The organism is Brevibacterium sp. FAM 27836, assembly GCF_051351055.1.
Taxonomy (GTDB): domain Bacteria; phylum Actinomycetota; class Actinomycetes; order Actinomycetales; family Brevibacteriaceae; genus Brevibacterium.
The window spans coordinates 1,992,237-2,016,248 of record NZ_CP195711.1 but is presented as its reverse complement, the minus strand read 5'-3'; the positions used below and the strand labels follow the sequence as shown (position 1 = coordinate 2,016,248).

21 protein-coding genes are annotated in these 24,012 nt (G+C 67.7%); 12 read left to right on the top strand and 9 right to left on the bottom strand.

The window, feature by feature from the left end; genetic code table 11:
- Nucleotides 1-43 precede the first annotated feature (43 nt).
- The 3 genes from ACSE4D_RS09110 to ACSE4D_RS09100 form a co-directional block, all read right to left on the bottom strand.
- Nucleotides 44-778 (bottom strand): response regulator, encoded by a 735-nt coding sequence (locus ACSE4D_RS09110; protein ID WP_426936938.1) that lies wholly within the window; start codon nucleotides 776-778, stop codon nucleotides 44-46.
- A 91-nt stretch (nucleotides 779-869) separates the two neighbouring features.
- Complete coding sequence (locus ACSE4D_RS09105) at nucleotides 870-2,774, bottom strand: sensor histidine kinase (protein ID WP_436327112.1); 1,905 nt, start codon at nucleotides 2,772-2,774, stop codon at nucleotides 870-872.
- A gap of 88 nt (nucleotides 2,775-2,862) precedes the next feature.
- The gene (locus ACSE4D_RS09100) at nucleotides 2,863-4,677 is read right to left on the bottom strand and encodes an MOSC domain-containing protein (RefSeq protein ID WP_436327111.1); all 1,815 of its coding nucleotides are present in this window, start codon (nucleotides 4,675-4,677) and stop codon (nucleotides 2,863-2,865) included.
- Between the two features lie 115 nt (nucleotides 4,678-4,792).
- On the opposite strand from ACSE4D_RS09100, the gene ACSE4D_RS09095 reads away from it, so the two are divergent.
- The 3 genes from ACSE4D_RS09095 to ACSE4D_RS09085 all read left to right on the top strand — a co-directional run bounded on the left by ACSE4D_RS09095 (nucleotide 4,793) and on the right by ACSE4D_RS09085 (nucleotide 7,779).
- On the top strand, nucleotides 4,793-5,086 hold the full coding sequence (locus ACSE4D_RS09095) for a metal-sensitive transcriptional regulator (RefSeq protein WP_135541704.1): 294 nt from the start codon (nucleotides 4,793-4,795) through the stop codon (nucleotides 5,084-5,086).
- Between the two features lie 87 nt (nucleotides 5,087-5,173).
- Complete coding sequence (locus ACSE4D_RS09090) at nucleotides 5,174-5,386, top strand: heavy-metal-associated domain-containing protein (protein WP_135541705.1); 213 nt, start codon at nucleotides 5,174-5,176, stop codon at nucleotides 5,384-5,386.
- Entirely contained in the window at nucleotides 5,386-7,779 is a 2,394-nt protein-coding gene (locus ACSE4D_RS09085; protein ID WP_135541707.1) for a heavy metal translocating P-type ATPase, read from the top strand. The genes ACSE4D_RS09090 and ACSE4D_RS09085 overlap by 1 nt, the downstream gene beginning before the upstream one ends.
- A 395-nt stretch (nucleotides 7,780-8,174) precedes the next feature.
- Here the strand turns inward: ACSE4D_RS09085 and ACSE4D_RS09080 are convergent, their stop codons facing one another.
- A complete protein-coding gene (locus ACSE4D_RS09080; RefSeq protein ID WP_135541709.1) occupies nucleotides 8,175-8,456 on the bottom strand; it encodes a hypothetical protein in 282 nt (93 codons plus the stop codon).
- 332 nt (nucleotides 8,457-8,788) lie between these two features.
- Here ACSE4D_RS09080 and ACSE4D_RS09075 point away from each other — a divergent pair, with 332 nt between their 5' ends.
- The 4 genes from ACSE4D_RS09075 to ACSE4D_RS09060 all read left to right on the top strand — a co-directional run bounded on the left by ACSE4D_RS09075 (nucleotide 8,789) and on the right by ACSE4D_RS09060 (nucleotide 13,122).
- Complete coding sequence (locus tag ACSE4D_RS09075) at nucleotides 8,789-9,538, top strand: hypothetical protein (RefSeq protein ID WP_436327110.1); 750 nt, start codon at nucleotides 8,789-8,791, stop codon at nucleotides 9,536-9,538.
- On the top strand, nucleotides 9,538-10,503 hold the full coding sequence (locus ACSE4D_RS09070) for a response regulator transcription factor (RefSeq protein WP_135541711.1): 966 nt from the start codon (nucleotides 9,538-9,540) through the stop codon (nucleotides 10,501-10,503). Before ACSE4D_RS09075 ends, ACSE4D_RS09070 begins: the two co-directional genes overlap by 1 nt.
- Before the next feature lie 4 nt (nucleotides 10,504-10,507).
- Complete coding sequence (locus tag ACSE4D_RS09065; RefSeq protein ID WP_436327109.1) at nucleotides 10,508-11,794, top strand: sensor histidine kinase; 1,287 nt, start codon at nucleotides 10,508-10,510, stop codon at nucleotides 11,792-11,794.
- Nucleotides 11,795-12,012: 218 nt separating this feature from the next.
- Entirely contained in the window at nucleotides 12,013-13,122 is a 1,110-nt protein-coding gene (locus ACSE4D_RS09060) for a M15 family metallopeptidase (protein WP_436327108.1), read from the top strand.
- 90 nt (nucleotides 13,123-13,212) lie between these two features.
- Here the strand turns inward: ACSE4D_RS09060 and ACSE4D_RS09055 are convergent, their stop codons facing one another.
- Complete coding sequence (locus ACSE4D_RS09055) at nucleotides 13,213-13,824, bottom strand: DUF1990 family protein (RefSeq protein WP_135541717.1); 612 nt, start codon at nucleotides 13,822-13,824, stop codon at nucleotides 13,213-13,215.
- A 436-nt stretch (nucleotides 13,825-14,260) separates the two neighbouring features.
- Here ACSE4D_RS09055 and ACSE4D_RS09050 point away from each other — a divergent pair, with 436 nt between their 5' ends.
- Nucleotides 14,261-14,713 (top strand): MaoC family dehydratase, encoded by a 453-nt coding sequence (locus tag ACSE4D_RS09050; protein WP_135537836.1) that lies wholly within the window; start codon nucleotides 14,261-14,263, stop codon nucleotides 14,711-14,713.
- Between the two features lie 152 nt (nucleotides 14,714-14,865).
- Here ACSE4D_RS09050 and ACSE4D_RS09045 read toward each other — a convergent pair whose 3' ends face one another.
- From ACSE4D_RS09045 to ACSE4D_RS09035, 3 genes are all read right to left on the bottom strand, one after another.
- The gene (locus tag ACSE4D_RS09045; RefSeq protein WP_426936935.1) at nucleotides 14,866-15,924 is read right to left on the bottom strand and encodes an endonuclease domain-containing protein; all 1,059 of its coding nucleotides are present in this window, start codon (nucleotides 15,922-15,924) and stop codon (nucleotides 14,866-14,868) included.
- 382 nt (nucleotides 15,925-16,306) lie between these two features.
- Entirely contained in the window at nucleotides 16,307-18,952 is a 2,646-nt protein-coding gene (otsB, locus tag ACSE4D_RS09040) for a trehalose-phosphatase (protein WP_436327107.1), read from the bottom strand.
- 27 nt (nucleotides 18,953-18,979) lie between these two features.
- On the bottom strand, nucleotides 18,980-19,699 hold the full coding sequence (locus ACSE4D_RS09035; RefSeq protein ID WP_436327129.1) for an HdeD family acid-resistance protein: 720 nt from the start codon (nucleotides 19,697-19,699) through the stop codon (nucleotides 18,980-18,982).
- A gap of 114 nt (nucleotides 19,700-19,813) precedes the next feature.
- Between ACSE4D_RS09035 and ACSE4D_RS09030 the strand changes: the two genes are divergently transcribed.
- The 3 genes from ACSE4D_RS09030 to ACSE4D_RS09020 all read left to right on the top strand — a co-directional run bounded on the left by ACSE4D_RS09030 (nucleotide 19,814) and on the right by ACSE4D_RS09020 (nucleotide 22,022).
- Nucleotides 19,814-20,422, top strand: a complete 609-nt coding sequence (locus tag ACSE4D_RS09030) for an ArsR/SmtB family transcription factor (RefSeq protein ID WP_436327106.1) — start codon at nucleotides 19,814-19,816, stop codon at nucleotides 20,420-20,422.
- 68 nt (nucleotides 20,423-20,490) lie between these two features.
- Nucleotides 20,491-21,651 (top strand): serine hydrolase domain-containing protein, encoded by a 1,161-nt coding sequence (locus tag ACSE4D_RS09025; RefSeq protein WP_167854347.1) that lies wholly within the window; start codon nucleotides 20,491-20,493, stop codon nucleotides 21,649-21,651.
- Complete coding sequence (locus ACSE4D_RS09020) at nucleotides 21,648-22,022, top strand: hypothetical protein (protein WP_135537826.1); 375 nt, start codon at nucleotides 21,648-21,650, stop codon at nucleotides 22,020-22,022. The genes ACSE4D_RS09025 and ACSE4D_RS09020 overlap by 4 nt, the downstream gene beginning before the upstream one ends.
- Before the next feature lie 80 nt (nucleotides 22,023-22,102).
- On the opposite strand, the gene ACSE4D_RS09015 is transcribed toward ACSE4D_RS09020, so the two are convergent.
- Nucleotides 22,103-22,564 carry a Rieske (2Fe-2S) protein gene (locus ACSE4D_RS09015; protein ID WP_167854346.1) on the bottom strand — a complete coding sequence of 154 codons (462 nt, stop codon included), beginning with the start codon at nucleotides 22,562-22,564 and terminating at the stop codon, nucleotides 22,103-22,105.
- A 138-nt stretch (nucleotides 22,565-22,702) separates the two neighbouring features.
- Here ACSE4D_RS09015 and ACSE4D_RS09010 point away from each other — a divergent pair, with 138 nt between their 5' ends.
- On the top strand, nucleotides 22,703-23,926 hold the full coding sequence (locus tag ACSE4D_RS09010; protein WP_135537822.1) for an MFS transporter: 1,224 nt from the start codon (nucleotides 22,703-22,705) through the stop codon (nucleotides 23,924-23,926).
- Nucleotides 23,927-24,012 lie beyond the last annotated feature (86 nt).

Below are 24,012 nucleotides of genomic sequence, written 5' to 3'. Positions count from 1 at the left end.
GCGTCGCGGTCGGCTGATCCCCTCGCCCGCCGCGACGGTGCGGTCAGGTGGCGTCGAAAACGACGGTGTATTCGAGGACGGGGCGGCCGGTCGCCCCGTAGCGGGGACGACGTTCGAGCATGCCCGCGTCGGCCATGGATTCGAGGTAGCGGCGAGCGGTGACACGCGAGACTCCGAGGCCTTCGGCCACCTCGGCGGCGGACTGTCCGGGATTCTCATTCAGCAGGACGCGGACTTCGTCCTGCACCGCATCGGGCACGCCCTTCGCGGTCGCGGCCACGGTGTGGGTGCGCAGTGCCGAGATCGCCTTGTCGACCTCGGTCTGCGTGACTTCGCCGTCATTCGAATCACCGCCGAGGCGGTTGCGGAAGGAGGAGTACGCCTCGAGTTTGGATTTGAAGACGGGGAACGTGAAGGGCTTGATGATGTACTGGGCGACCCCGTAGGACAGGGCCTCCTGCACGATCTGCATGTCCCTGGCGGCGGTGACGGCGATGATGTCCACGTCGACACGTTGGCCGCGGATGGCTCGGCAGACCTGGAGCCCGTGGCCGTCGGGCAGGTTCATATCGAGGAGCACGAGGTGGATGCCGGCGGGGTCGAGACCGCAGATCTGCCCGGTCAGAGCGGCCATCGCCTGGGTGGCGTTCTTCGCCACCCCCGCAACGTGATAGCCGTCGAGGCGGTCGACGTACTTCGCGTGGGCACGGGCGGCGACCACCTCGTCCTCGACGACGAGCACACCGATGCTCGACCCTGGGGCAGTTGTATCCGACATGCTGTCAGTCTAGCTTCAGCCGTTTGACAGCGACCCCGATCGTGTTGCAGTCCGGGCACATCGCTGTTCCATGACGGCAACAGGCTCGGGTTCACTCCCGGTCGGGGTGAGTGCCTGCGTTTGCTGCGGCCCTCGCCGCGGCCACGGCACCGAGGCGGTCCGGCAGCCACACCGTGAGCACGGCGCCCTTGAATCGGTCGCAGTCCTCACCACGGCCCTGCACGTCCACGGCTCCCCCGAGGCGGCGGATCGCCTGCACGACCAGCGAGAGCCCGACTCCGCGGGTGCCCGTCTGCTGACGTCCCTGCCCCTGGTCGGTCTCGACGCCGTCGTGCTTCGTCGACCATCCGCGTTCGAAGATCGCATCGAGGTGCTCCTCGCCGATGCCGGGACCATCGTCGCTGACCTCGATCGTGAACCCTCCGGATCCACCCGAGCCGGACAGTTCGACGTGGACTCGCTTGTCCTCGGGCAGCACGTCCTGCCTGCCCAGCGCGTCGAAGGCATTGTCGATGAGATTGCCGAGGATCGTCGCGAGATCCCGGTCGTCCCCGCCCAGGCGGCCCGTGAGACCCGCGGTGTCCACCGTCATCTCGATCCCCACCTCGGCGGCTTGGGCGATCTTCGACAGCAGCAGAGCGGACAGGACGGGGTGGTCGAAGGTCATCGACCCGTCTCCGTCGACGCGGTTGAGGTCGTCGAGGTCCTTGGCGGCGAAGTCGATGGCCTCGTCGACGTGCCCGGTCTCAAGCAGGGACACGACCATGTGCAGCCGGTTCGCGTATTCGTGGGTCTGGGCCCGCAGGGAATCGGAGAATGAGCGCACGGAGACGAGTTCGCCGGAGAGTTCGGCCAGCTCCGTGTGGTCGCGCATGGTCACGACCCAGGTGTCGCTGGCCGCCTCGGTGGGCTGCTGATTGACCACGAGCACCCGGTCATCGGTGTAGTGGATCTCGTCGCGGGCCCAGCGGCCGGAGGCGAGCAGGTCGTGCAGGGCCTCGGGCAGGTCGAGGCCGTTCAAGGGCATCTCCTCCGTCGAGGCGCGGGCCGGGTCGGCATCGTCTGCGGCCGCCGGCAGGCCGAGCAGCTCGCGGGCTTCGGCGTTGATGAGCACGATCCCCCGCAGCCGGTCGACGAGGAGCAGGCCCTCGGAGACCGCTTTGAGTACGGAGGAATAGAAGTCGAGCATACTGCGCAGTTCGTCGGCTCCGTAGTCGCCGGTGACCCGGCGCAGCCCGCGGGAGGTCACCCATGACGATCCGATGCCCAGGAGCAGAGTGAGCACCGCGATGCCGATGAGCCATTTGCCCTGCGCGAGGAAGCCTTCGCGGACCGAGTCGGCGGAGCTGCCGACGATCACGGCCCCGACCACGGTGTCCGGTCCCACGCCGTCGGCGCCGAGGTGTTCGGCATAGACCGGGGTGACGACGTACATGGTGCCGTCGCCGGGCCCGCCGTCGTCGATGAAGCGCACAGTCGTCCGCCCCTGCTCGAGAGACTCCTCGTCGACGGATTGGGCCAGCTGATCGATCGAGTCCTCGGGGATCGTGCCGGAATTCGCCGAGGCGGCCTTCTTCTCCAGCGCCTGCTGTCGGTCAGGAGAGCCCAGGGTCGGCGGGGTGAGGAGGAAGTCGATGGGAACGACGGCGGCGATGTCGAACCCGTATTGGCTGATGACGTTGCCGAGCAGCGTCTCGACATCGGCGCGGGACTCCGCGTCGAGGAAGTCGTCGCTGCCGGCCTCACCGGTGCCGACGAGCCCGAGCGACAGCGACATATTGTCGGCGGCCGAGCGCAGCAGATCCTGTTCGCGCTTCGTGTTCAGCTGGGAGAGCTGGAGGTAGAGCAGACTCGTCGTGAGCACCATGATGCCCACGAGCATGATCGAGTTCGCGAACATGATCCGTCCGGCCGCGGAAAGGCGGACCCACCGACTCAGACGGCCCACCGGTCCGGTGGTGGCCGTCGTCAGGACGGAGCGCTTCTTTCTGGGCATGGAAACCATTGTGCCACCCGTCTCACCGCCCTCCGGTGGGGCGAAGAAGGCCAAACCCCCTCGCCGAGGCGGCCGTCCGAGTTCGGGCTCAGAGGCGGAGGCTGATCGGTCCGGCCGGGATCGCGGAGCACACGAGCACTTCGTCGGTGTCGACCTGGGCGACCGGTTCGATGGGGTAGAGCACGGAACCGGCGGTCAGGGACACCGCGCAGGTTCCGCAGGACCCGCCGCGGCAGGAGCTCGCGGATTGGAACCCGCGGGCTTCCAGGGATTCGAGCAGGGTGCCCTCCTGCGGTTGCCACATGAAGCTCGTCCCGGAATTCTCCAGCGTCACCTCGGCGGGCGGGCAGGCGGCGATGGTCTCGCTCATGCCCGTGTTCGGGGAGGCGAAGGTCTCCTGGTGGACGGCGGGGACTCCCGCTTCGTCGCTTGCCGCGAGCACGGCGGCGGTGAAGTCGCGGGGCCCGCAGACCCTGACGTTGTCGCATCCGGCCACCCAGTCGACGAGTTCGCGGTGGCTCGGTCGTCCGGCGGTCGCGGTGTCGCGATGGTGGGCTTCGACGGGGATCCGACCGCCGGTGGCGCGGTCCTGCAGTCGGTTCCACAGGCACGCGGTGCGGTGGTCGCGGTCGATGTGGAAGAGTTTGATCCGGTCGGTCTCGGGCAGTTCGCCGTGCCCCTCACCGCGCAGCAGTCCGAGGCTCGGGGTGATCCCGATTCCGGCGGTGACCAGGGCCGTCGTCCCTCCGAAGACGCGGGAGGCGGTCATGGTTCCGTGCGGACCGGAGGTGAGGATGTGCTCCCCGTCTTCGAGGGAGGCGACCGCGCGGGATCCCCGCCCCTGGGTGCGCACGGCGATGCGCACGATGTCGTCGACGACGTCGGTGATCGTGTACGTGCGCCAGAACGGCGCACCGAGTTCGAGGTGGACGCGCAGGTTCATGCCCGGTTCGTCGAATTCGCGGATCCAACCGAGATCATCGCGCAGGGAGACCTCGACGATGTCATTGCAGATCTGCTGCTTGCCGACCACCGTCATGAATCGCGGGGTGCGGGCGGTCTTGACGAGTTCGCGCGGGGCCCGGCCCTCGACGACGATCTCATCGCCGACCGCGACATCGCCGGTGTCGAGGATCTCGCCGTAGACGCCGCAGTGCAGGTGACCGCACGCGGAGTTGAGCAGCCGCGGGACGTTGACGTCGACGGCCTTCGTCACGGGGTTGACCGTCGTCGCCGGGCACCGTTCGATCGACGACCGGATCACCAGTCGCACCCCGCCGAGGCGGACGATCGAGCCGATGAGCGCGAACTCCTCGAACGGGGCGAGGCCCTCGACGAGGACGTTGCCGCGGAAGCGCAGCGGATCGAGGTCGAGGCCCTCGATTCCCTCCTCGGTCGCGGAGATCACCTCCACCGAGGCCGGATTGATGATCGAGATCCCCGACTTCTGCGAGTCGAACATCCCCTGTCCCGCGACCGCCAGAGACCGCGGAAATGTACCCTGCGGGGGTATGCGCTTCGAGAGGAATTCCGCCGAGGCGGCCCTGCTTTCCGCGTCGTCCGTGGCGAACGTCGTCGCCTCCCCGGCCGGCGACGTCAGCGTCACGGTCGCGGACTCTTCCGCGCGACCGCCGCCCTCGGAGTCATCGGCGTTCGCGGAATCGCCGGCAGCCTCCTCGGCGAGGGCGGCACTCACGCCCCACTTCTGCAGTTCGGGGTCGTTCTTGAGCACCGTGAAGGCGGAATAGGAGTGCCAGGCGTCATCGGGAACGTCGAGGCTGCCGTTGGTGAACGCGGTGACGCGGTCGCCGCGGATTCCGTGTCCCTTGACCACACGGGCTTCGGTGAGCTCTTCGGCGGGGAATCCCTTGACGGGGAAACGGAACAGTCTGGCAACTCGCATGTCTTCGATTGTAGGACTCCGCCCACCCGGCCGGCACGGGGCGGGGTGGGACGGCGGGGCCGCCTCGGCGAGGGGTGCCGTTGATTTATACCCTATAGGGGTATATGGTGTGAGCATGACTGAGCACCATGGATACACCCCGCAGAAGGACGCTCTCGCGCGGAGGATGAAGCGGATCGAAGGACAGGTCCGCGGCATCGGGAAGATGATCGATGACGACAAGTACTGCATCGACATCCTCACCCAGGTCTCCGCCGCGACAGCCGCGCTGCACGCGGTCTCCATCAACCTCCTCGAAGAGCACATCGCTCACTGCGTGGTCGACGCCGCCTCATCCGGCGACGACGAAGCCGCGCGGAAGAAGGTCGAGGAGGCATCAGCCGCAATCGCCCGACTCATCAAGAGCTGAGCCTCTGGGCCGCGTCCGCTCCTCGGGAGCCGGACGACGCCGAAAGCTGCAGGCTTCGGGCACCATTCACCGCTGATAGGAGAAAAGATGACGACCACGAACATCACCGTCTCGGGCATGACCTGCGGACACTGCGAAGCCGCTGTCAAGGAAGAGCTCGGGGCCCTTGCGGGCGTGAGCGACGTCTCCATCGAACTCAACGCCGGGGGCGATTCCCCGGTCACGATCACCTCGGCGGATGCCCTCGACGATGCGGCGATCCGTGCCGCCGTCGATGAGGCCGGCTACGAGGTGAAGTGATGTCACGCGAGGTCGATCTCGACATCACGGGGATGACCTGCGCATCCTGTTCGGCCCGCATCGAGAAGAAGCTCACCCGCCTCGACGGGGTCACCGCGGAGGTCAACCTGCCGCTGGAGACCGCGCACGTGATCATCGAATCCGAGCTGCGCGACGACGACATCACCGCCGCCGTCGAAAAGGCCGGATACGGTGCCACGGTGCGCTCCCCGTCGGGCGGGTCCGGTCCCGAGATCGTCGATTACGACCCGCGGCACCTGCGGCCGCGATTCTTCGGCTCGCTCGTCCTGGCCGCACCGATCGTGGCGATCTCGATGGTCATGAGCTGGCACTTCGCCGGTTGGCAGTGGGTGGCCGGTCTGCTGGCCCTGCCGGTGGTCACGTGGGGTGCGTGGCCGTTCCACTCGGCGGCGTTCAAGGCCGCCCGCGGAGGGTCGACGACGATGGACACCCTCGTCAGCGTCGGCATCACCGTGGCCAGCCTGTACTCCTATTTCACGCTCGGGCGGGCGGTGGCCGACGGCCACGGCTGGAATGTGCCCGGCGAATACCATGTGTGGTTCGAAGCCGCCGCGGCGATCACGGTGTTCCTGCTCATCGGCAAGCTCACCGAGGATCGGGCGAAGTCCCGGGCCACCGCCGCGCTGAAGGCCCTGCTCGACCTCGGCGCAAAGTCGGCGACGGTGCTGCGCGAGAGGACGGGCGGCACCCGCACCGAGGAACAGGTGCCGATCGACGAACTCGCCGTCGGCGATGTGTTCCTCGCCCGTCCCGGCGAGAAGATCGCCACCGACGGTGAGGTCCTCGCCGGACATTCAGCCATCGACGAGGCGATGCTCAGCGGCGAATCCGTACCGGTCGAGGTCGCGCCCGGCGACAGCGTCACCGGAGCCACGATCAACACCTCGGGGGTACTCGAGGTGCGGGCCACGCGAGTCGGTTCGGACACGACCCTGGCAGCCATGGCCGACCTCGTCAGCCGCGCGCAGACCGGCAAACCGGCCGTGCAGCGTCTGGCGGATCGGATCTCAGCGGTGTTCGTGCCGATCGTCTTCGGCATCGCCGTGCTCACCCTACTCACCTGGGGACTGACCACCGGCGATTGGGCCGCGGGCCTGCACGCCGGGCTCACCGTCCTCATCATCGCCTGTCCCTGCGCCCTGGGCCTGGCCACCCCGACCGCGTTGGCCGTGTCCTCCGGGCGCGGGTCGCAGTTGGGCATCCTCGTCTCCGGCCCCGAAGCGCTCGAGTCCACGCGCGGGATCGATACGGTCGTCCTCGACAAGACCGGAACCCTGACCACCGGCGTGATGAGTCTGGTCGGAACCGACCTGTCGCCGGCGGACTTCGAGGTCCTCGCGCGACTGGAATCGCGCAGCGAGCATCCGATTGCGCGTGCCATCGTCGCTGCCTCACCTGAGGTCGTCGGGGCCTCACCCGAGGCCGTTGATGTCTCATCCGAGGCCGTCGGGGCCTCATCCGAAGCTGCCGGCACGGAGGCGTCCGGCGGGACGGAAACATACAGCGCGACGGATGCGGCCGCCTCGGCGAGCGCGGCAGTCGCGTCCGATGATCCGGTCACGTCCGATGCGGCAGCCACGCCCGGTGCGGCAGCCGCATCCGGTAGCACGGTCACATCCGGTGGTGCAGTCACATCCGGTGGTGCGGTCACGGACTTCGAGAACATTCCCGGCGGCGGCCTGCGGGCCACGATCGACGGCTCCGATGTCCTCGCCGGTCGCCCGGGGCTGCTCCGCGAGCACGGCATCAGCCTCGACTACTCAGCCGAGTCCGTCCCGCGCGGTGCCACGATCGTCGCGCTCGCCATCGACGGTGACTTCCGGGGCCTGAGCTTCGTCTCCGACGTGGCCAAGCCCTCGGCCGCCGATGCCATCGCCGAGCTGCACTCGCTCGGTCTCGACACCGTGCTGCTCACCGGTGACAACGAGCAGGCCGCCCAGGTGGTCGCCGAGTCCCTCGGGATCGACGAGGTGCGCGCCGACGTCCGCCCCGAAGGCAAGGTCGCTGTGGTCGCCGAACTCCAGGAACGGGGCCGAGCCGTGGCGATGGTCGGCGACGGGATCAACGATGCCGCGGCTCTGGCCGGGGCCGACCTCGGCATCGCGATGGGCTCGGGCACCGATGCCGCCATGGCGGCTTCGGACATCACCATGGTCAAATCCGATCCGCGCCAGATCCCGCAGGCGATCCGGCTCTCGCGCAGAACCTTGGGACTCATCAAGGGCAACCTGTTCTGGGCCTTCGCCTACAATACGGCGGCGATCCCGATCGCGGCCCTCGGTCTGCTCGATCCGATGATTGCCGGTGCCGCGATGGCGTTCTCGTCAGTGTTCGTCGTCCTCAACAGTCTCCGCCTCCTCCGCTTTAAGTGACCCCGAGGGGCTGTGCGGCAGGTGGCCGGGCGGCGAGGCGGGCAGCGGGTGGCTGGGCAGGCGGCATCAGTCACCATTAGCGTCACAACCTCCTACCGCACCGGGTGGCGAGTGGCCGGACGCAGGCCTCAGGCGGCATCAGTCACCGTCAGCGTCACAACCTCCTGCAGCACCGGGTGGTTGAGGCGCTGACGGTTCGAGTCGGGAGCAACCGTAGGACAAGCCGCTAACGGTGAGGGATGCTCCCGCCTGAGTCGCCCGACACATGCAGGCTGGTCAGTCGTCCGGCACACGCCGTCGGCTCAGTCGCCCGGCGCATGCAGACAGGTCGGTCGGTGTCGAAGCCGTGAAGCTTCCAACACCGACCGACCTGTCTGACGTCGAGTTGAGGAGTCCTACTTGAGGACCGGGTAGGACTGATTCTGGTTCTGCGTGTCCTTGCGCATCACCCAGTTGAGGTAGCTCGCGAAGCCGGCGACCACCACGAATGCGGCACCGGCGTAGATGAATGCGTAGCCGAAGGCACGAGGGTCCTGCCAGGATCGGGTGACGATGATCGCGAGGATCAGAGTCGCGATCCCGCAGACGACGCCGACCTTGATCGCGTCCTTATACGACACGGTGCTCGTCGGCTTGCCGCCTGTGGACTTCTTCTTCGGGGTGTTCGTTGGCGCCATGCCCTCTATTCTACCCGCCCGACCTGAGAGTCGACCCCGCCCCGGAACCGAGGTCATCCCCACGCGTCTTCTCACTCTCACTCCGATCCTGCACCGGAGCGGCACCCTCTCGCCCTCACTCCGCTCCCGCCCCGGAGCGGTGGACCGCGACCGGCCTTCCCACCCTCACCGAGGTGGCTTCAAGACACCTTGAGCCGTGCGAGAGCAGTCCCACCGCTGGTCATCCCGGCCGGGTCCGACTCGCCTGTCCAGACGATCAGGTGGACTACGAGTTCAGAACAGGCAAAAATAGGCATGTGTCCGTCCCCTCCAGACACGCCTCCGGGGAGGCGTTGCGCCCATTTCACTCCGGCCAGGCCTGGCCTGGTCCCGAATTCTGCGCGCACACCGGCACCTCGAGCGTCACCGGCACCCCTGACATCCCCCACGCCCCGGACATCCCCCACACGAACTCCTCCGGCGCCCCGAACATCGCCGTCACCCCGCGCCCCCGCACCGCCCTTCGCGCCTTCGCCGCCATCATGCTCGTCGCAGTCATGGCGGTCACCCTCACCGCATGCGGGCCCGACCGCGGCCTCAAGGTCTCACCCGAGGGCAATCCCTCCCCGTCCCTCTTCGCCCCCGACAGCGCCGACGCCGGACCGCCGAACAAACCGTTCTCCCTCAAGACGATCCGCAAGACCATCGTCGATGCCTCGGGAGTCGCGGTCACCGGTAGCGCTACCGAGACGGCGAAGGTCGTCGCCGACTGCGAGGAGTGCTTGAAGTTCTCCACTCCGTTCCACCGCGACGATCAGAAGTTCCAGGTGGTGACGGTGGCGAACCCTCAGCAGCGCGACGAGCTCATCGCGGGCGCGGTCATCAGCAAACACAACGGCAAACCCCGGCTCGAACTCATCGCCACCGGAAATCAGCTCAAACTCAGTCCCGGCAAGAATGGGACACTGGTGGTGCAGGAGGCGATGTTCGCAGACGGGGACGACGCCTGCTGCCCGTCAGGCTGGTCGGTGCAGGTGTTCCGCCTGCACGACGGTAGGTTTGAACCAGGTCAACGCTTCACGCGGCTTAATGGAGAAACGTAATGCATATAGTTCTGGTCGAGGATGACGAGGTCATCCGGGAAACGACCCAGATCGGGCTCGAACGCTTCGATTACACGGTCTCGGCGTTTGCCGACGGCCGCGAGGGGTACGAATTCGTCTCCGCTCACGGTGCCGACGTCCTCCTCCTCGACCTCATGCTGCCGACGATGAACGGCGCCTCCATCTGCCGCGCCGTGCGTGAGCGCTCGACGATCCCGATCATCATCATCTCCGCCCGCTCCGATGCCATCGACATCGTCCAGGCCCTCGAAGCCGGAGCCGATGACTACCTCACCAAACCCTTCGACATGCAGGTCCTCAACGCTCGGATCCGCGCCGTCGTGCGCCGTTTCATCACCACCGGCACAGACCGGTTCGGCTACTCCCCCTCCCCCGAGGCGGACGAACCCGAGGAGACCGTGATCGGTCCCGGCGGCATGGTCACCGGCGACGGCATCCCCGAGGTCCTCGGCGCCAGCCCCGGAATGGACACCCGGGATCGGCTGCGGGCGCAGCTCGAATCCGATGACACCTACCTCGGCGCCGGCGGGAAATTCACCACCGCCCCCGAGGCGGCTGAGGACGCAGAGGCCATCGGCGGTGACGCCGGGGTTCCTCCGCGGCCCAGCGACGCTCCGTCCGTGCAGCCCGGATCGACCGGTGACGACGGGCTGGGCCCGTTCCGGACCCGGCTGGGCTCCCTCGTCCTCGACACCGGCCGCCTGACCGTGGAGATCGACGGCGAGGAGGTCCACCTCACTCCCACCGAGCTGCGCGTCCTCCTGCTGCTGACCGAACAGCCCGAACACGTCTACTCCCGCGAGAAGATCGCGTTCACAGTGTGGGGCTACGAATGGGCCGGCGATTCCCGCGTCGTCGACGTCCACATCCAGCGGCTGAGGAAGAAGATCGGGGCGAGCATGATCGAAACCGTTCGCGGATTCGGCTACCGCTTCGCAGGCTGATCGCATGTCGCTGCGCTGGAAAATCTCTCTGCTCATCGTCGCCTCGGTGATCATCGCCGTCCTGTCCTGTTCGATCGTGCTCCGCCAGTCTGCGGCCCGCGCCGAGGACGACCGGATGCGCTCGACCGTGACCGAGCAGCTGACGAATGCGACGGCCATCTTCTCCGAGACCGGGGTGCTCACCCTCAACGCCCGCATCGATGACCCGCAGCTGCCCAAAGACGCCCGCAGCTCGGCGCTCAAGGGCCAGAGCGTGACGATCCGGTCCGAGGTCGACGGCGAGGAGATCGTGTGGGCGGCCGCCCCCATCGAGGTCGGCTCCTACACCGAAGTGATCTCCGTGCGTGCCTCGACGAAAGACAGCCAGGTGCTCATCGGTCGCATCGACCAGGCGCTGTTGGTGGGCATGATCGGTTCGGCCCTCGTCGTCGGCGGCGTCGGCTCGATCGTCGCCGGCCGCATCTCGCGCAGGCTCACCCTCGGCGCGCAGGCCGCCCGCAAGATCGCCGGCGGTGACACCTCGACCCGCATCGCCGATGTCATCGACGAATCCGATCAGGAGGTGTGGGCCTTCGCCACGGCCGTCGACACCGCGGTGGCCCGGCTGACCGAACGCATCGACTCCGAACAGCGCTTCACCGCCGACCTCGCGCACGAGATGCGCACCCCGCTGACCGGGCTCGTCAATGCCGCGAACCTGCTCGAGGAGGACTCCCGCCCGGCCGAACTGGTCAAGGACCGAGTGCAGCGGATGCAGGTCCTCGTCGAAGATCTCCTCGAGGTCTCCCGACTCGACGCAGGGCGGGCCAACCCCGAGTTCACCCGCGTCGACGTCGATCAGGCGATCCGCTCCCTGCTCGGCACGATGGACGCTTCCGGAGCCCTGGCCGGGCACACCATCGACACCCACCTGGCGGCGCTGAACTCGACGCTGGTCACCGATGTGCGCCGCTTCGAACGCATCATCTCGAACCTGCTCGTCAACGCCATCAAGCACGGCGGCGACCCGATCCGCCTCGAGACCTCCACCCGCAGCATCGTCATCACCGACTCCGGCCCCGGCTATCCGCCCGACATCGTCAACACCGGGCCGACCCGCTTCGTCTCTGCCGGAGGCGGCGGAATGGGCCTCGGCCTCGTCATCGCTCAGGGCCAGGCCCGCCTGCTCGGCATCACGCTGATCTTCAGCAACGATTCCGTCACCGGCGGCGCCCGCACCGAAGCGATCTTCCCCGACGAAGAGGCCCAGGATCGCGCGCTGAGACAATACATCGACAGCTCAGGCGAATAACCTCGCCGAGGCGGCCCTCCCCCGCTTCTGATCTTCTCACCAGGGATGACGCTCTGTTCCTGCCGCACTTTCGCACAGTCGCCCCGATCACCATGAGTGCGACTCATCACGAACATATGACAGTTTCTATACATGACCGTTACACTTTTGTGATGTTGTGTTGAAGCGGTCGGATCGGCCGACAGCCTTCGACGAGTCAGCGACACATACGGAGAGTTATGTCAGAGTCACCCTCGAGCGCAGAGGCACCATTGCGTCGACGCGATCTGCACCGGCGGAAGTCCCGGTTCTCACGCGGACGCGCCAGCGCTCGCAGCGTCTCGGCACCGGCCGACCTGACCGAAACCTCGACGGCAGCGGCGTCGACGCACACGGCCGCCACGACCCCGACGACCGCCGAGCACCGTGCGTCTTCCGCACCCCTGCCCTCACGCCGTGCGGCAATGGCCGCAGAGGCTCAGGCTGCCGGCGTCTCTCCGCGCCGGGCCGCCAGGGCCCGCGAATCCGCTGCAGCACACACGAGCCTCGGCTCGTCCACGACTCCTGCCGCTGGTCGGGTCAGCGCAGGAGCCGCAGAACATCGCGGTTCGGACGGTGTCCTGCTCAAGTCCGTGCGCAGACGGAAGGTGCGGACGGTTTCGACCCTGGCAGCCGTCTCCGTCGCCGGAGCCGCCACTGCGGTGACGATGCTGGTCACCAATCTCAACGGTGGTGCCGAAGTCAAGACCGACCCCACGGCCGCCGGAGAGCCTGCGGCGGTCAGCCCGGAGAAAGTCGATGCCGAGATCCCCGAGTCGAAGGGGAAGTCGTCGGTCGAGATCGGCGCCCCGAGCGCGAAGCAGAAGAACGTCGAAGCCGCTTCCCGCGCCGTCGAGAAGAGCGCTCTGCCCGGCTGCGATGCGAAGCAGAACTTCAACCGATCCGCCGGCAACGGCGAACTGCCCGAGGAATGGCTGTGCGACCTCGGCAAGGAAGACCACCGCCTGCGTGCCGATGCCGCGGTCTCCTTCGCGAAGATGAACGCCGCCTACAAGAAGGACACCGGCAAGGAATTCCAGATCACCGACTCCTACCGCGACATGGCCGGGCAGCTTTCGGTGGCCGGCCGGAAGCCGGGGCTGGCTGCGAAGCCGGGGACATCGCTGCACGGTTGGGGAATCGCCCTCGACCTCGGCGGCGGAGTCGAATCGAAGTCCGGCGCCTGGAGCTGGCTCGTCGAGCACGGTGACGAATACGGTTGGGAGAATCCTGACTGGGCGAAGTCGAGTATGTACGAGCCCTGGCATTGGGAGTACACCCCGGCCCGCCAGTCGATCAAGGACAACTGACCCGCGGCACGAACCCCTGGAAGCGGGCCACCCGGCCCGGCCGGGACGCCCGCCCCTGCGCCCGCGCTTCAGCCGTGACGCGCACCCGGCTCAGCCTCGCAGCAGTGCTCTGCCGTAGCGGCGCCTATAGATCACCTGCGCGAACCTGACGAACGGTTCGCCGAGGCGCCAGATGCCCGCTCCGGCCCGTGAGACCGAGCGCAGCACGAGGAACACCCTGTCATCGGGGGTGCGCACGAGGATGAAGGACTCCTCCCCGGTGACCGGATGACCCGGCTTCGTGCCGTAGGTGAAACCGCACCGATCGGTCGCCTCGAACACATCGAGGACACGGGAGGGCTCGGGCAGCCGGAAAGGGCCCAAGCGGACTCGGATCGTCGGTTCCTGTCCTGCCTCGACCCGCGGCGGCGCACTTCTGCTGTTGCCTGCCCGATCTACACAGCCACCACCGATTCCCCCACTGTCTCCGCACTCACCGACGCCTGCTCTGCCGGCCTCGCGCTCACCGATGTCGATGTCGAAGCCGCTGCGGATCTTGACCTCCCAATGCAGCAGCTCCTCGGCGCAGCGTTCGAAGGTGTCCTTCCCGTGCCCGACGAAGTACGCGGTCTCGAAATGGCGGTAGCCGTCGGGTCGCTCCAGCCACCTCGGTGAGAGGGGATGCGTGAGCGTTTCGGGACGATCGTGTGCGCTTTCGGCCATGCCACCAATCTAACGTGCCCGTACCCGTGCTGGGGTCCGTGCTGGGGTCCGCGCCCGTGCCGGGACCCTTACCCGTGCCCGTGTCCGTGCTCGTGCCCGTGCTGGGGTCCGTCCCCGTGCCCGTGCTCGCACCCGCGCCGGGGCCCTTACCCGTGCCCGCGCCCGTGCCGGTTCCCGGCCTCGCGACGCTCACCTCGCGACTCTCAGCGCGCGACGCTCACCTCGCAACGCTCGGTCCGCGACTCACAGTCCGGACGACCGGGTGGCGGCGAGCGGCCGGAGACGTATGATGCCAGGAACGACGCTTTCCAATCGATTGTCCGCTCAGTCGCTCGGTCGGGTCGCGGTCAGCCGCCGGCCCCGCCTCGGCGAGGCGGATTCGCGAGGATCGGCGTCGTTGGGATCGAACGTCGCCAGGATCAAAGGAGAACCTTCAATGCGCACCATCAACGGCATCGACGAGATCGAATCGCTCATCGGTCAAGAACTCGGAGCCTCCGAGTGGACGACGATGGACCAGGACGCCATCAACACCTTTGCCGATGTCACCGATGACCACCAGTGGATCCACATCGACGAAGCCCGCGCGGCCGAGGGCCCCTATGGTGCGACCATCGTCCACGGGTTCTTCACCCTCTCGCTCATCCCGAAGTTCTCCGCCGAGATCTTCACGATCGAGGGCGTGTCCATCCGCGTCAACTACGGACTCAACAAGGTCCGCTTCCTCCAGCCCGTGGTCGTCGGCTCGCGCCTGCGCGGCAGGGTCGAGGTCAAGGAGGTCATCCGCGGCCAGAAGGGCACGCAGGTCATCCTCAACCACACGATCGAGATCGAGGACCAGGAACGTCCCGCCTGCGTCGCCGAGGTGGTCACCCTCCTCGTCGAGTGAGGCTCGGTCCGGTAGGGCGGCGCAACACTGCCAGCGGGGTCATACCATCTGCCAGCGAAATGGGTGTGGTCAGATTGCCAATATCGAGCTTGAATTGGGCAATCTGACCACACCTATCTTTCGCCGACCGGCGCAGCGGCCAGGTGGCGTCCTCAGATAAGTCCGCCTGCGCGCAGGTGGTGGGCGATCAGACGGCAGATCTCCGACATGTCCGAGCCTTTCGATACTCGGATGACCGTCCAACCCTCCGCCTGAAGTGCTGAGATGCGGCGATTGTCCTCAGCAAACTGGGTAGGCGAGCTCCGGTGGTGGTCTCCCTCGTACTCAATGGCGAGCCTGATCGACGGATAGCCCATGTCTGGATGGAGTTCTGTCCCGATGAGCGCACACATGACTGCCGGATGGACCAGGGGTTCAGGAAGACCTGCGTCGATGAGATGCAATCGCAGCCTCGTCTCCGGTGGAGAGTCCACATCGTCCCGGACCAAGTCGAGCGCGCTTTCAGCGGTGAGACGTCCGTACACTCGGCGGCGGGAAGCAAGCTCAGCGCGGATCTCGTCGATGGTTGTCACCGGTCCACCGTGCCACCGGCCGACGGCGGCATCACCAAGCTCCACGAGTTGCCTGACCGTCAGCACCCGCGCAAGTTCGATGAATAACTGCGGTACCGTGACGAGCGGCAGGCCGAAGAAGTTCTCCGACCGCAGCCATTCGTAGCGATGGAAGACAACATTCTTCCGATACCTGGACAGGCACTTGTCTTCGCGGGCCACATGCATCCGTGTATCGGCATTCCACGGCACCGGCAAGCCATATAACCGTGCCGCAGTGACATTGCAGGCGACCACATTCGGGTCGATGCAGGCCAGACCCGACAGCTTCACTCGCTCTTCGATCCACTCGGTATCCGCCCAAGTCGGAGCGACGACCCGAGTCGTGGGAGCGGCTTCGACCCATACGCCGTAGTCGAGCTGCTGGTACTTCCGCCCGTCGTCCAGCGCGCGACGCGTGATTCCCCGCGAAGCGGCCTGCGCCCTCGTGAACGGAATAGCGGCGGTCAACAACTGACGTGGCTTCTCCGACCAGGACCGGACGCGCAGCTTCCGCGGCTTCGTACTGTCGCGCGGCGGCGGAGGAGCCGTCGATCCCCCAGCTGCGTTAGCCGGAACGTCGGCCCGATTGTCGTGCAGCGGGTTGGCCTGCGGGCTCATCCGCGAGCTGGTCCTAGAACCGGCCCGTGAGTTGGTCGCCTGACCGCTTTGCGGGCCGGACCGCTGGGTAGCGTTGAGTGGCCGCGAATCTGACGCCTGATTATCCACGGCATGAGACTGCCTCACCCTTGACGAAGAATGCCAGAGGCGAATATCCGCCTGTGGACAGAGTTGCGATATCCACAGGCGGAGTACGTACGACTCGCCGCTCGCTCCTCGCGGCTATGGACGGAGGAAGACGCCGGAGATGGGTGGGGTCAGATTGCACATTTCTGCGTCGAAAATGGCAATCTGGCCACACTCATCTCACGGACGAGGCAACAGCGGTCGGTGCTGCGCGGCGCAACCGGCGGGCAGGCGCCCCGGACCGCCCCGGCGCGCGTCAGCTCGGGCGGTGGGCATCGAGGAACTGGGCGACGCGGATGTAGCCGAGGTGCGAGTAGGCCTGCGGATGATTGCCCAGGTGCGCCTCGGCGACGGGGTCGTACTCCTCGGACAGCAGCCCCGTCGGCCCGAGCAGGTTGTCGACCTGCCGGAACAGGTCCCACGCGTCGTCGATGCGACCGACTTCGATGAAGGCCTCGATGAGCCAGGTCGTGCAGATGTGGAATCCGCCCTCGAGGCCGGGCAGCCCGTCGTCGTAGCGGTAGCGGAACACGGTCGGCCCGACCCGCAGCTCACGTTCGACGGCGTCGACGGTCGAGACGAACCGCGGATCATCGGCATCGACGAGCCCGGAGAGCCCGACGAACAGCGCCGCCGAGTCCAGGTCCGTCTCCCCGTAGGCGACGGTGAACGCCCCGACCTCCTCGTTGTACCCGTGGGTGAGCACGTCGTGGGCGATCTCCTCGCGCAGCTGCCGCCACGCCCCGGGCGGTTCGCGATCGAACCGTTCGGCGATCCGCAGCGCCCGGTCGACCGTCACCCAGCACATCACCCGCGTGTAGACGTTGTGCTTCGGTGCGCGCCGGGCCTCCCAGATCCCGTGATCGGCCTCGAACCACCGCTTGCCCACGGCTTCGACCATCTGACAGGTGAGGGTCCAATAGTTCTCGGGAAGCTCGCCGAGGTGGCCGCTGAGTTCGTCGAGCAGCTCCGTGACCGGGCCGAACACGTCCAATTGGACCTGGTGTTCAGCGGCATTGCCGACCCGCACCGGCCGAGAGCCGGCGTATCCGGGCAGGTGGGCGAGCACCGCTTCGGTGGTCAGCGCCGAACCGTCGACGGCGTAGAGCGGGTGAAGCTGTTCGGGTGAGACGGTGCGGGAGAGGATCCCGGACAGCCACGACAGGAAGCCTTCGGCCTCGCCCGTCGAACCGAGCGCGAGCAGGGCCCGGACCGTCATCGACCCATCCCGCAGCCACGTGTACCGGTAGTCCCAGTTGCGCACGCCGCCGATGCCTTCGGGCAGGGATGTCGTGGGGGCGGCGAGGACTCCTCCGGTGGGTTCGTGGCACAGGGCGCGCAGGGTGATCGCCGAGCGGATGACCTCTTCGCGGTGATGGCTGGGCAGGTGCAGCGAGTCGACCCAGTTCGTCCAGAAGTTCAGGGCACGTTCGCGCACATGGTGCTCCCCGCCGGTGGCGATATAGCCGGCGTCGCCGGTGCCCGTACCGCAGGCGAGGACGAGCACGACCCTGCCGCCGGGCTGCTGCGAGGGCACGACTGTCGCCTCGGCGGTGTGGGAGTCGCCGTTCTCGACGAGCTCGAAGTCGAGTCCCGGGGCATGGAGTTCGATGGGTTCCGAGGTCCCGAGCACCGCCACCCCGTCCTCGGTCGTCACCATGCGGGTCGGCACCGTCGCATAGTCGAGGCGAGGGGCGAAGCGGATCCGGGCCGGAGCATCGCCGGTGAGCACACGCACGACGATCGTGTCGTCGCTGTGCCCGTCGACGGGAGCGAGGTAGTCGATGCAGCTGAGGCCGGCCCACCGGGTCTCGAGCAGCGTGGAGTGCCCGAGGTAACGCCGAGTCAGCGGGCTCGCCCCGCCGACGGGGGCGACGGCGAAGAATCCGGCCGCCTCGGTGCCGAGGATCTCGGAGAACATCGAGGCAGAATGCGGCAGCGGGTGCGGCATCCAGCAGATGCTGCCCGCGGGATCGACGAGCGCGGTCGACTGCCCGTTGCCGATCAGGCTGTGCCGCTGAATCGGGGTGGCCCGCCGGCCGAAGAGCCAGGACTTGCGCAGTTCGAACAGGGCCCCGAGGACGGTGGAGACCTCGTCCGAGGAGGCCAGGCGGAAGTCCGCGTGCGTCGTCGTGGGCTCGGTGCCGACCTTCAGCCCGAGGTCGTGCTCACCGAGGGTCTCGAGCGCGAATTCGTCGGCGGTGTCATCGCCGATGAACACCACGTTCTCGGCTCCGGTCTGCACCCGCAGCCGGGTCAGGGCTTCGGCCTTCGACGACGGCACCACGGACAGGTCGATGACCTGCTTGCCCCTGGTCGGGTGGATCGGATGGGCGGTCGCGAGCTGTTCGACGGCGGCTTCGACCCGGCGGCGTTCGGTCTCGTCGAGTCCGCGCAGGTGGACGGCCGCGCCCGTGGTCTTGTGCTCGATGACCTCGCCGGGCAGGGTGCGGGTGAGCTCGGCGCGGAAGTCGGCCAGGGTCGCCCGCTGCGCCTCGGTGAGGCTGGCGATGGTGAAGGTGTCGGTCTCTCCGCCGTGGGATCCGAAGAGGTGGACCTCCCGCGGCAGGCGCGACATCGCCGCGAGGTCACGCAGGCTGCGACCGGAGATGACCCCCGCCGAGGTGGACGGCAGGAGGGCGAGCGCGCGCAGTGAGTCGACCGAGCTCTCCAAGGGAAAGGCTTCGCTGGGGACGTCGACGATGGGAGCGATCGTGCCGTCGTAATCGGTGGCCACGAGCAGAGACGGGGACCGGGAGAGTTCGAAGAGGCGGCGGAAGAGGGCGGGGTCGAGTTCGCGGCTGGCTTCGGCGAGGTCGCCGAGGAGTTCGGAGGACCTCACCGAGGCGGCGATGGTGGCCAATCGGGATTCGGTCGCGCTCTCGTGCTCGACAGTGCTCATCTCACCTCGGGTGTCTCGGGTGCCCGGTCAGGGCTCGTTCTTCGGGGCAGTTCCGTCATCTGATTCGTCGGAGTCGTCGGAGGTGGCCGCCTCGGCGGGGGTGCCGATCTGCTCGGCCGGTTCGCCGCGCTTGGCCAGCTGGCGACCTTTGCTCAGGCGGGAGTACCCGCCGATGATGAAGATCACGCCGGCGATGAGGGCCGCGGCGCCGGTGAAGCCGAGGATCGACAGGGCCTCCATACCGTCGCCGAAGACGAGGATGATGCCCAGCAGGGCGTGGGTTCCCGCAGCGATGAGGAAGTCCGAGGCCATCGGCTGGGACTTCAGCTGCCTGTAGGCCCAGAATTCGAGCGCGCCGTGCAGCAGGGCCCAGATGCTCAGCGCCGCGCGCAGCTCGGCGGGGTGGTCGGCGAGGAAGAGGAATACGATCGCCGGGATCGCAATGACGGCCTGGCCGTAGATCGCGGTGCGCACGTTCAGCGGTGCGCGCACGGCTTCGAATACCAGGGCGAGGGCGAAGAGGATGAGGTAGCCGATGGCGAGGTGGTCGACGACGTCGGTCGGCATGCTCAGCTGCAGCGGGTTGCTGTCATCACGGGGCCAGAAGACGGTGGCGATGCCGAAAACCACACCGAGGAGGCCACGGACGACCATGGGCGTGCCGAGCCGTTTCGCGGCGGCGATGGCCTGCGGGGAGGCCTCGGAACGCGGGGACGTGGATTCGGTGCGCGGCTCTTCGGTACTCATCACGACACCAGTCTAGGTCGCCTGCCTGAGTCTGTCCGTTCAGCCCTGACTCAGGCGCGGACGCACCCTTCGAGACGTATTTACGTAATTACGTATTTATTGTATTATCGAGCCATGAAAACAACGCCTTCACCGGAGGAACGCCTCTCTGCACTCGAACGCCGAGTCGCCGAGCTCGAAGCCGGAGCCTCACCCGTGACGGGGGCAAGGGCATCGGGTGCTTCCGCGGAGACGGGCAGCGCAGAATCGTCCCCGGCTGCGGGCGGGACGGGATCCGCGCCCTCGGGCGAGGCAGCCGCGGGGCTGCCCGGCGACACGGACACGTTCTGGGCACTGCACGGACTCGTCGACCGCCTCGGCGAGGACGGCGGAGTGACCTACACCGGGTACACCACTCCCCCGGGCGCCGACGGCCCCGTGGCATGGCAGATGGGGCTGACGACTGCGGGACTGGGCGACATCGATTTCGCCGAGGCGGCCGGATCCCTGGCAGCGCTCGGCCATCCCGTCCGACTCCAGCTGTTGCAGGCGATCTACGAAGGCACGTCGACCGTGGCCGAGCTCGGTCGGGACGAGCGCTTCGGCACGTCCGGGCAGATCTACCACCATGTGCATGCCCTCGCCGGTGCCGGATGGCTCGAGAATGCCCGCCGCGGGCACTGGCGAGTCCCCGCCTCGCGGGTCATCCCGCTGCTCACGCTCGTGCTCATCGGCACGCACTGAACGACACGGGCGGCGAGCGTTCCGTCCCTGATCACCGCACTTCCCACCCCCGACCACGAGGAGGAACGATGACCGAAACCGATCCCGACCGCAGGCCTCCGGCGGACGGTGAGGCGACTTCCGGGCGCGCGCCTCGGCGCCGGATCATCGCCCTGGCCGCCGCGACACTCACGGCCGTCGCTCTCGCCGTCCTCACCCCGTGGCCGCGCGGCTTCCAAGGAACTCCCACCGGTGACGCCGAGCTCATGAGCGAGCTCGCACAGACCCTCGGCAGCAAACACTGGCAGCACATCGCCGCGGCCCGCATCGACGGCGACGAGGTCACCTTCGCGGGCACCGGGGCCGATGAACACACCGAATTCGAGATCGGCTCGATCACGAAGACGTTCACCGCCGCCCTCTTCGCCGATGCCATCGACCGGGGCGAGATCGACGCGGACACCCGCCTCGGCGAGGTCTGGCCGGACCTGCACGGGAAGGTCGCCGAAGTGAGCCTCAAGTCCATCGCCCAGCAGCGGTCGGGTCTGCCCTCGCAGAAGCCGTGGTCAGGGTGGGGCGAGGGCCTCTCCGGCATCCTCGCGAACTACGTCCGCGCGGACCCCTACCGCGGTGACGCCGCCGCCATCGTGGCCGGTCTGCACGAGGCGGAGGTCGGGAAGAAGGAGCCCGAGTACTCGAACTTCGGCTTCGCCGTCCTCGGTCAGGCCATCGCCGAGGTCACTGGGGAGGACTACGGCGAGCTCGTGCGGACGCGGATCACCGAACCGCTGGGAATGAAGGAGACCTTCGTGCCGGACTCCCCCGAGGGATTGAGCCACGGCCGCACCTCCTCGGGCCTGTCCGCCGCCCCGTGGGTGATGGGCGGCTCCGCGCCCGCCGGTGCGATCCGCTCGACCGCCCACGACATGTCGATCTGGCTGCGGGCGGTACGCGATGGAAGCGCTCCCGGCGCGAATGCCGCCGAGCCCCGCGCCGATTTCGATGAAGGCGACCGCATCGGCTGGGCCTGGTTCACGACGAAGACCCGCGCGCCGAACCTCACCTGGCACAACGGAGGTACAGGAGGCTACACGTCGTTCCTCGGCTTCGATGCACAGTCCGGGCGGGGTGTCATCGTGCTCAACGACTCCGCGAACTGGGTCGATGCGGCTGCAGCGCTGATCTCAGACACATCCGACGCCGGGCCGGCGCGACCGGTCGACGTCAGACAGGAGGGAGCACGGTCATGAATCCCGAATTCGTCTCAGCGGTCATCGGTGCGATCATCGCAGCCTGGGGCGCCTTCGCAGCACTGCGGGCATCCAGGTCGGCGACGCGGATGGGCCTGCTCTCGGGGATCGGCACGGGCGTGATGTTCGTGCTTCTCATCCGCCTCGTCGGACCCTTCGGAGGCTGGGCCGACTGGTTCGTCTGGGTCTGGCTGGCCGCCATGGCCACCATCGTCGTCGCCGTCTTCCGGGCAGTTCTCGTCTGGCCCGGCCTGCCCTGGCGGGCCGAAGACGCAAAGACCCGTCGCAGCGAGGTGAGCGGACTCGGCTTCTCCGTCGTGGCCGCCCTCGTCATCGCCGGAGCCCTGGTTCTGCCCGGACTTCTCCTCTGAGCCCCAGCGAACGCAGCATCACAGGATGCAGGCCACCCGCGCCCCCGACGGGCGCGGACGCCTCACCCGGAGGCGATGGATCACTTGCCCGTGATCGTCAGGGTCCCGCCGTCCTCGGTGACCTCGTACTTCGGCAGCGGTTCCTCGGCCGGACCGGAGAGCACCTCACCGGTGGTGACCGAGAAGTTCGTCGAGTGGCACGGACAGATGATGGCTTCCTCGGTGACCCTCTTGACCTGGCAGCCCTGGTGCGTGCACACGGACGAGAACGCGAAGAACTCGCCCTTCTTCGGCTGAGTCACAACATAGGTATCGTCGATGACGGTGCCCGATCCGACGGGAACATCGGAGCTCGGAAGGCTCGCATCCTGCGTCGGCGCGGCCTCCTCCTCTTCGGGTGAGCACCCCGAGGTGGCCGCCACCGAGGTGCCGACGACCGCAGCGGTTCCGGCCACGCCCACGGTCTTCATCACCCGACGCCGGCTCGGGGCCTCGGCCGCGGTCGACTCTGCCGGGATGGGGGTGATCGGGCTCGTGGTCATCGGAATCTGCTCCTTCTCGCGGATGCGCACAATCCACCATGCCGGCGCCCCGGCATGGTGCGGAGACTCCAGCGTACAATCGCTGACGGTTCGACACGTACAGGGGGCAGACGGCACCCGAGGCGAAAGGCGGTGGCGATGTCCGAAGGATCGCAGGCGAAGACCCCGGACCCATCGCAGTCGCATGCGGCCACGGGATGGGGGTTGGCCGCCTCGGCGTATGTCTTCACCGTCGTCATGATGGGCACGACCCTGCCGACTCCGCTCTACCCCCTCTACGAGGAGCGGTTCGGCTTCGGCACCGCATTCACGACTCAGCTCTTCGCGATCTACGCACTCGGCGTCATCGCCGCACTCATCGTCTTCGGCCGCCTCTCCGACGGTCTCGGGCGGCGCCCGGTGCTCAGCCTCGGGGTGGTCTTCTCGGTCGCCTCGGCGGTCCTCTTCCTCATCGGCGCGAACGTCGGACTGCTGCTCACCGGACGTGTCCTCTCCGGGCTGGCCGCGGGGATCTTCACGTCCACGGCCACCGTCACCGTGCTCGAGAACGCCCCGGCCGGACGCGAACGGCTGGCCGGGTCGCTCGCGACGGCCGCGAACATGGGCGGACTGGGATTGGGGATCCTCTCCTCCGGACTCCTCGCCCACTTCGCCGCCGGGCCCCTCTTCACACCGTTCCTCGTCAACGCGATCATGCTCATCATCGCCGGGGCCGCGCTGCTCCTTGTTCGGGACCGGACGCGGAGGCAGCAGCGGGGCACCCCGGGTGCGGTGCGGCTGCAGCTGCCGGGCATCCCCGCCTCGGCGAAGCGCATGTTCCTCGCCGCCTCACCGGGAGCGATCACCGGATTCGCGGTGTGTGGCCTGTATTCGGCGGTCGCGCCGAGCTTCATCGGGCAGACCCTGCACCTCACGTCGACGGCGGTCACCGGCACCGTCGTGTTCCTCCTCTTCGGCGCCTCGGCGAGCGCGCAGCTGGTCTTTCGGGGACTGAGCGACCGTCGGCTCATCGTCGGCGGGACGGTGACGATGATCGTGAGCATGGGTGCGCTTGTGCTCGCGCTCCTGATCGGCTCGCTGCCGGTGCTCATCGTCTCCTCCGTGCTGGCCGGAGCCGGGCAGGGGCTGGTGTTCATGACCGGGATGCGCGCGATCACCGCAGCCACCGCCCCGGAGCACCGCACCGAGGCGACCACCTCCTACTTCATCCTCGCCTACGTCTTCATGTCCGTGCCGGCGATCGGTGCCGGATTCCTCGCCGCCGAGGTGGGACTGGCGAATGCGACGACGATCTTCGCGGTCGCGGTGGCCGCGGTCTGCGTGTTCGGGCTCGTCGCGGCCCGGAGGTTCTCTGCCCGGTGAGGGACGGTCCGGGCCGGGCACTTTCGGACAGTTCGCTGAAACATAGGTCACCTTCGGACATTTTGGCGGCAGCAAAGTATCCGATT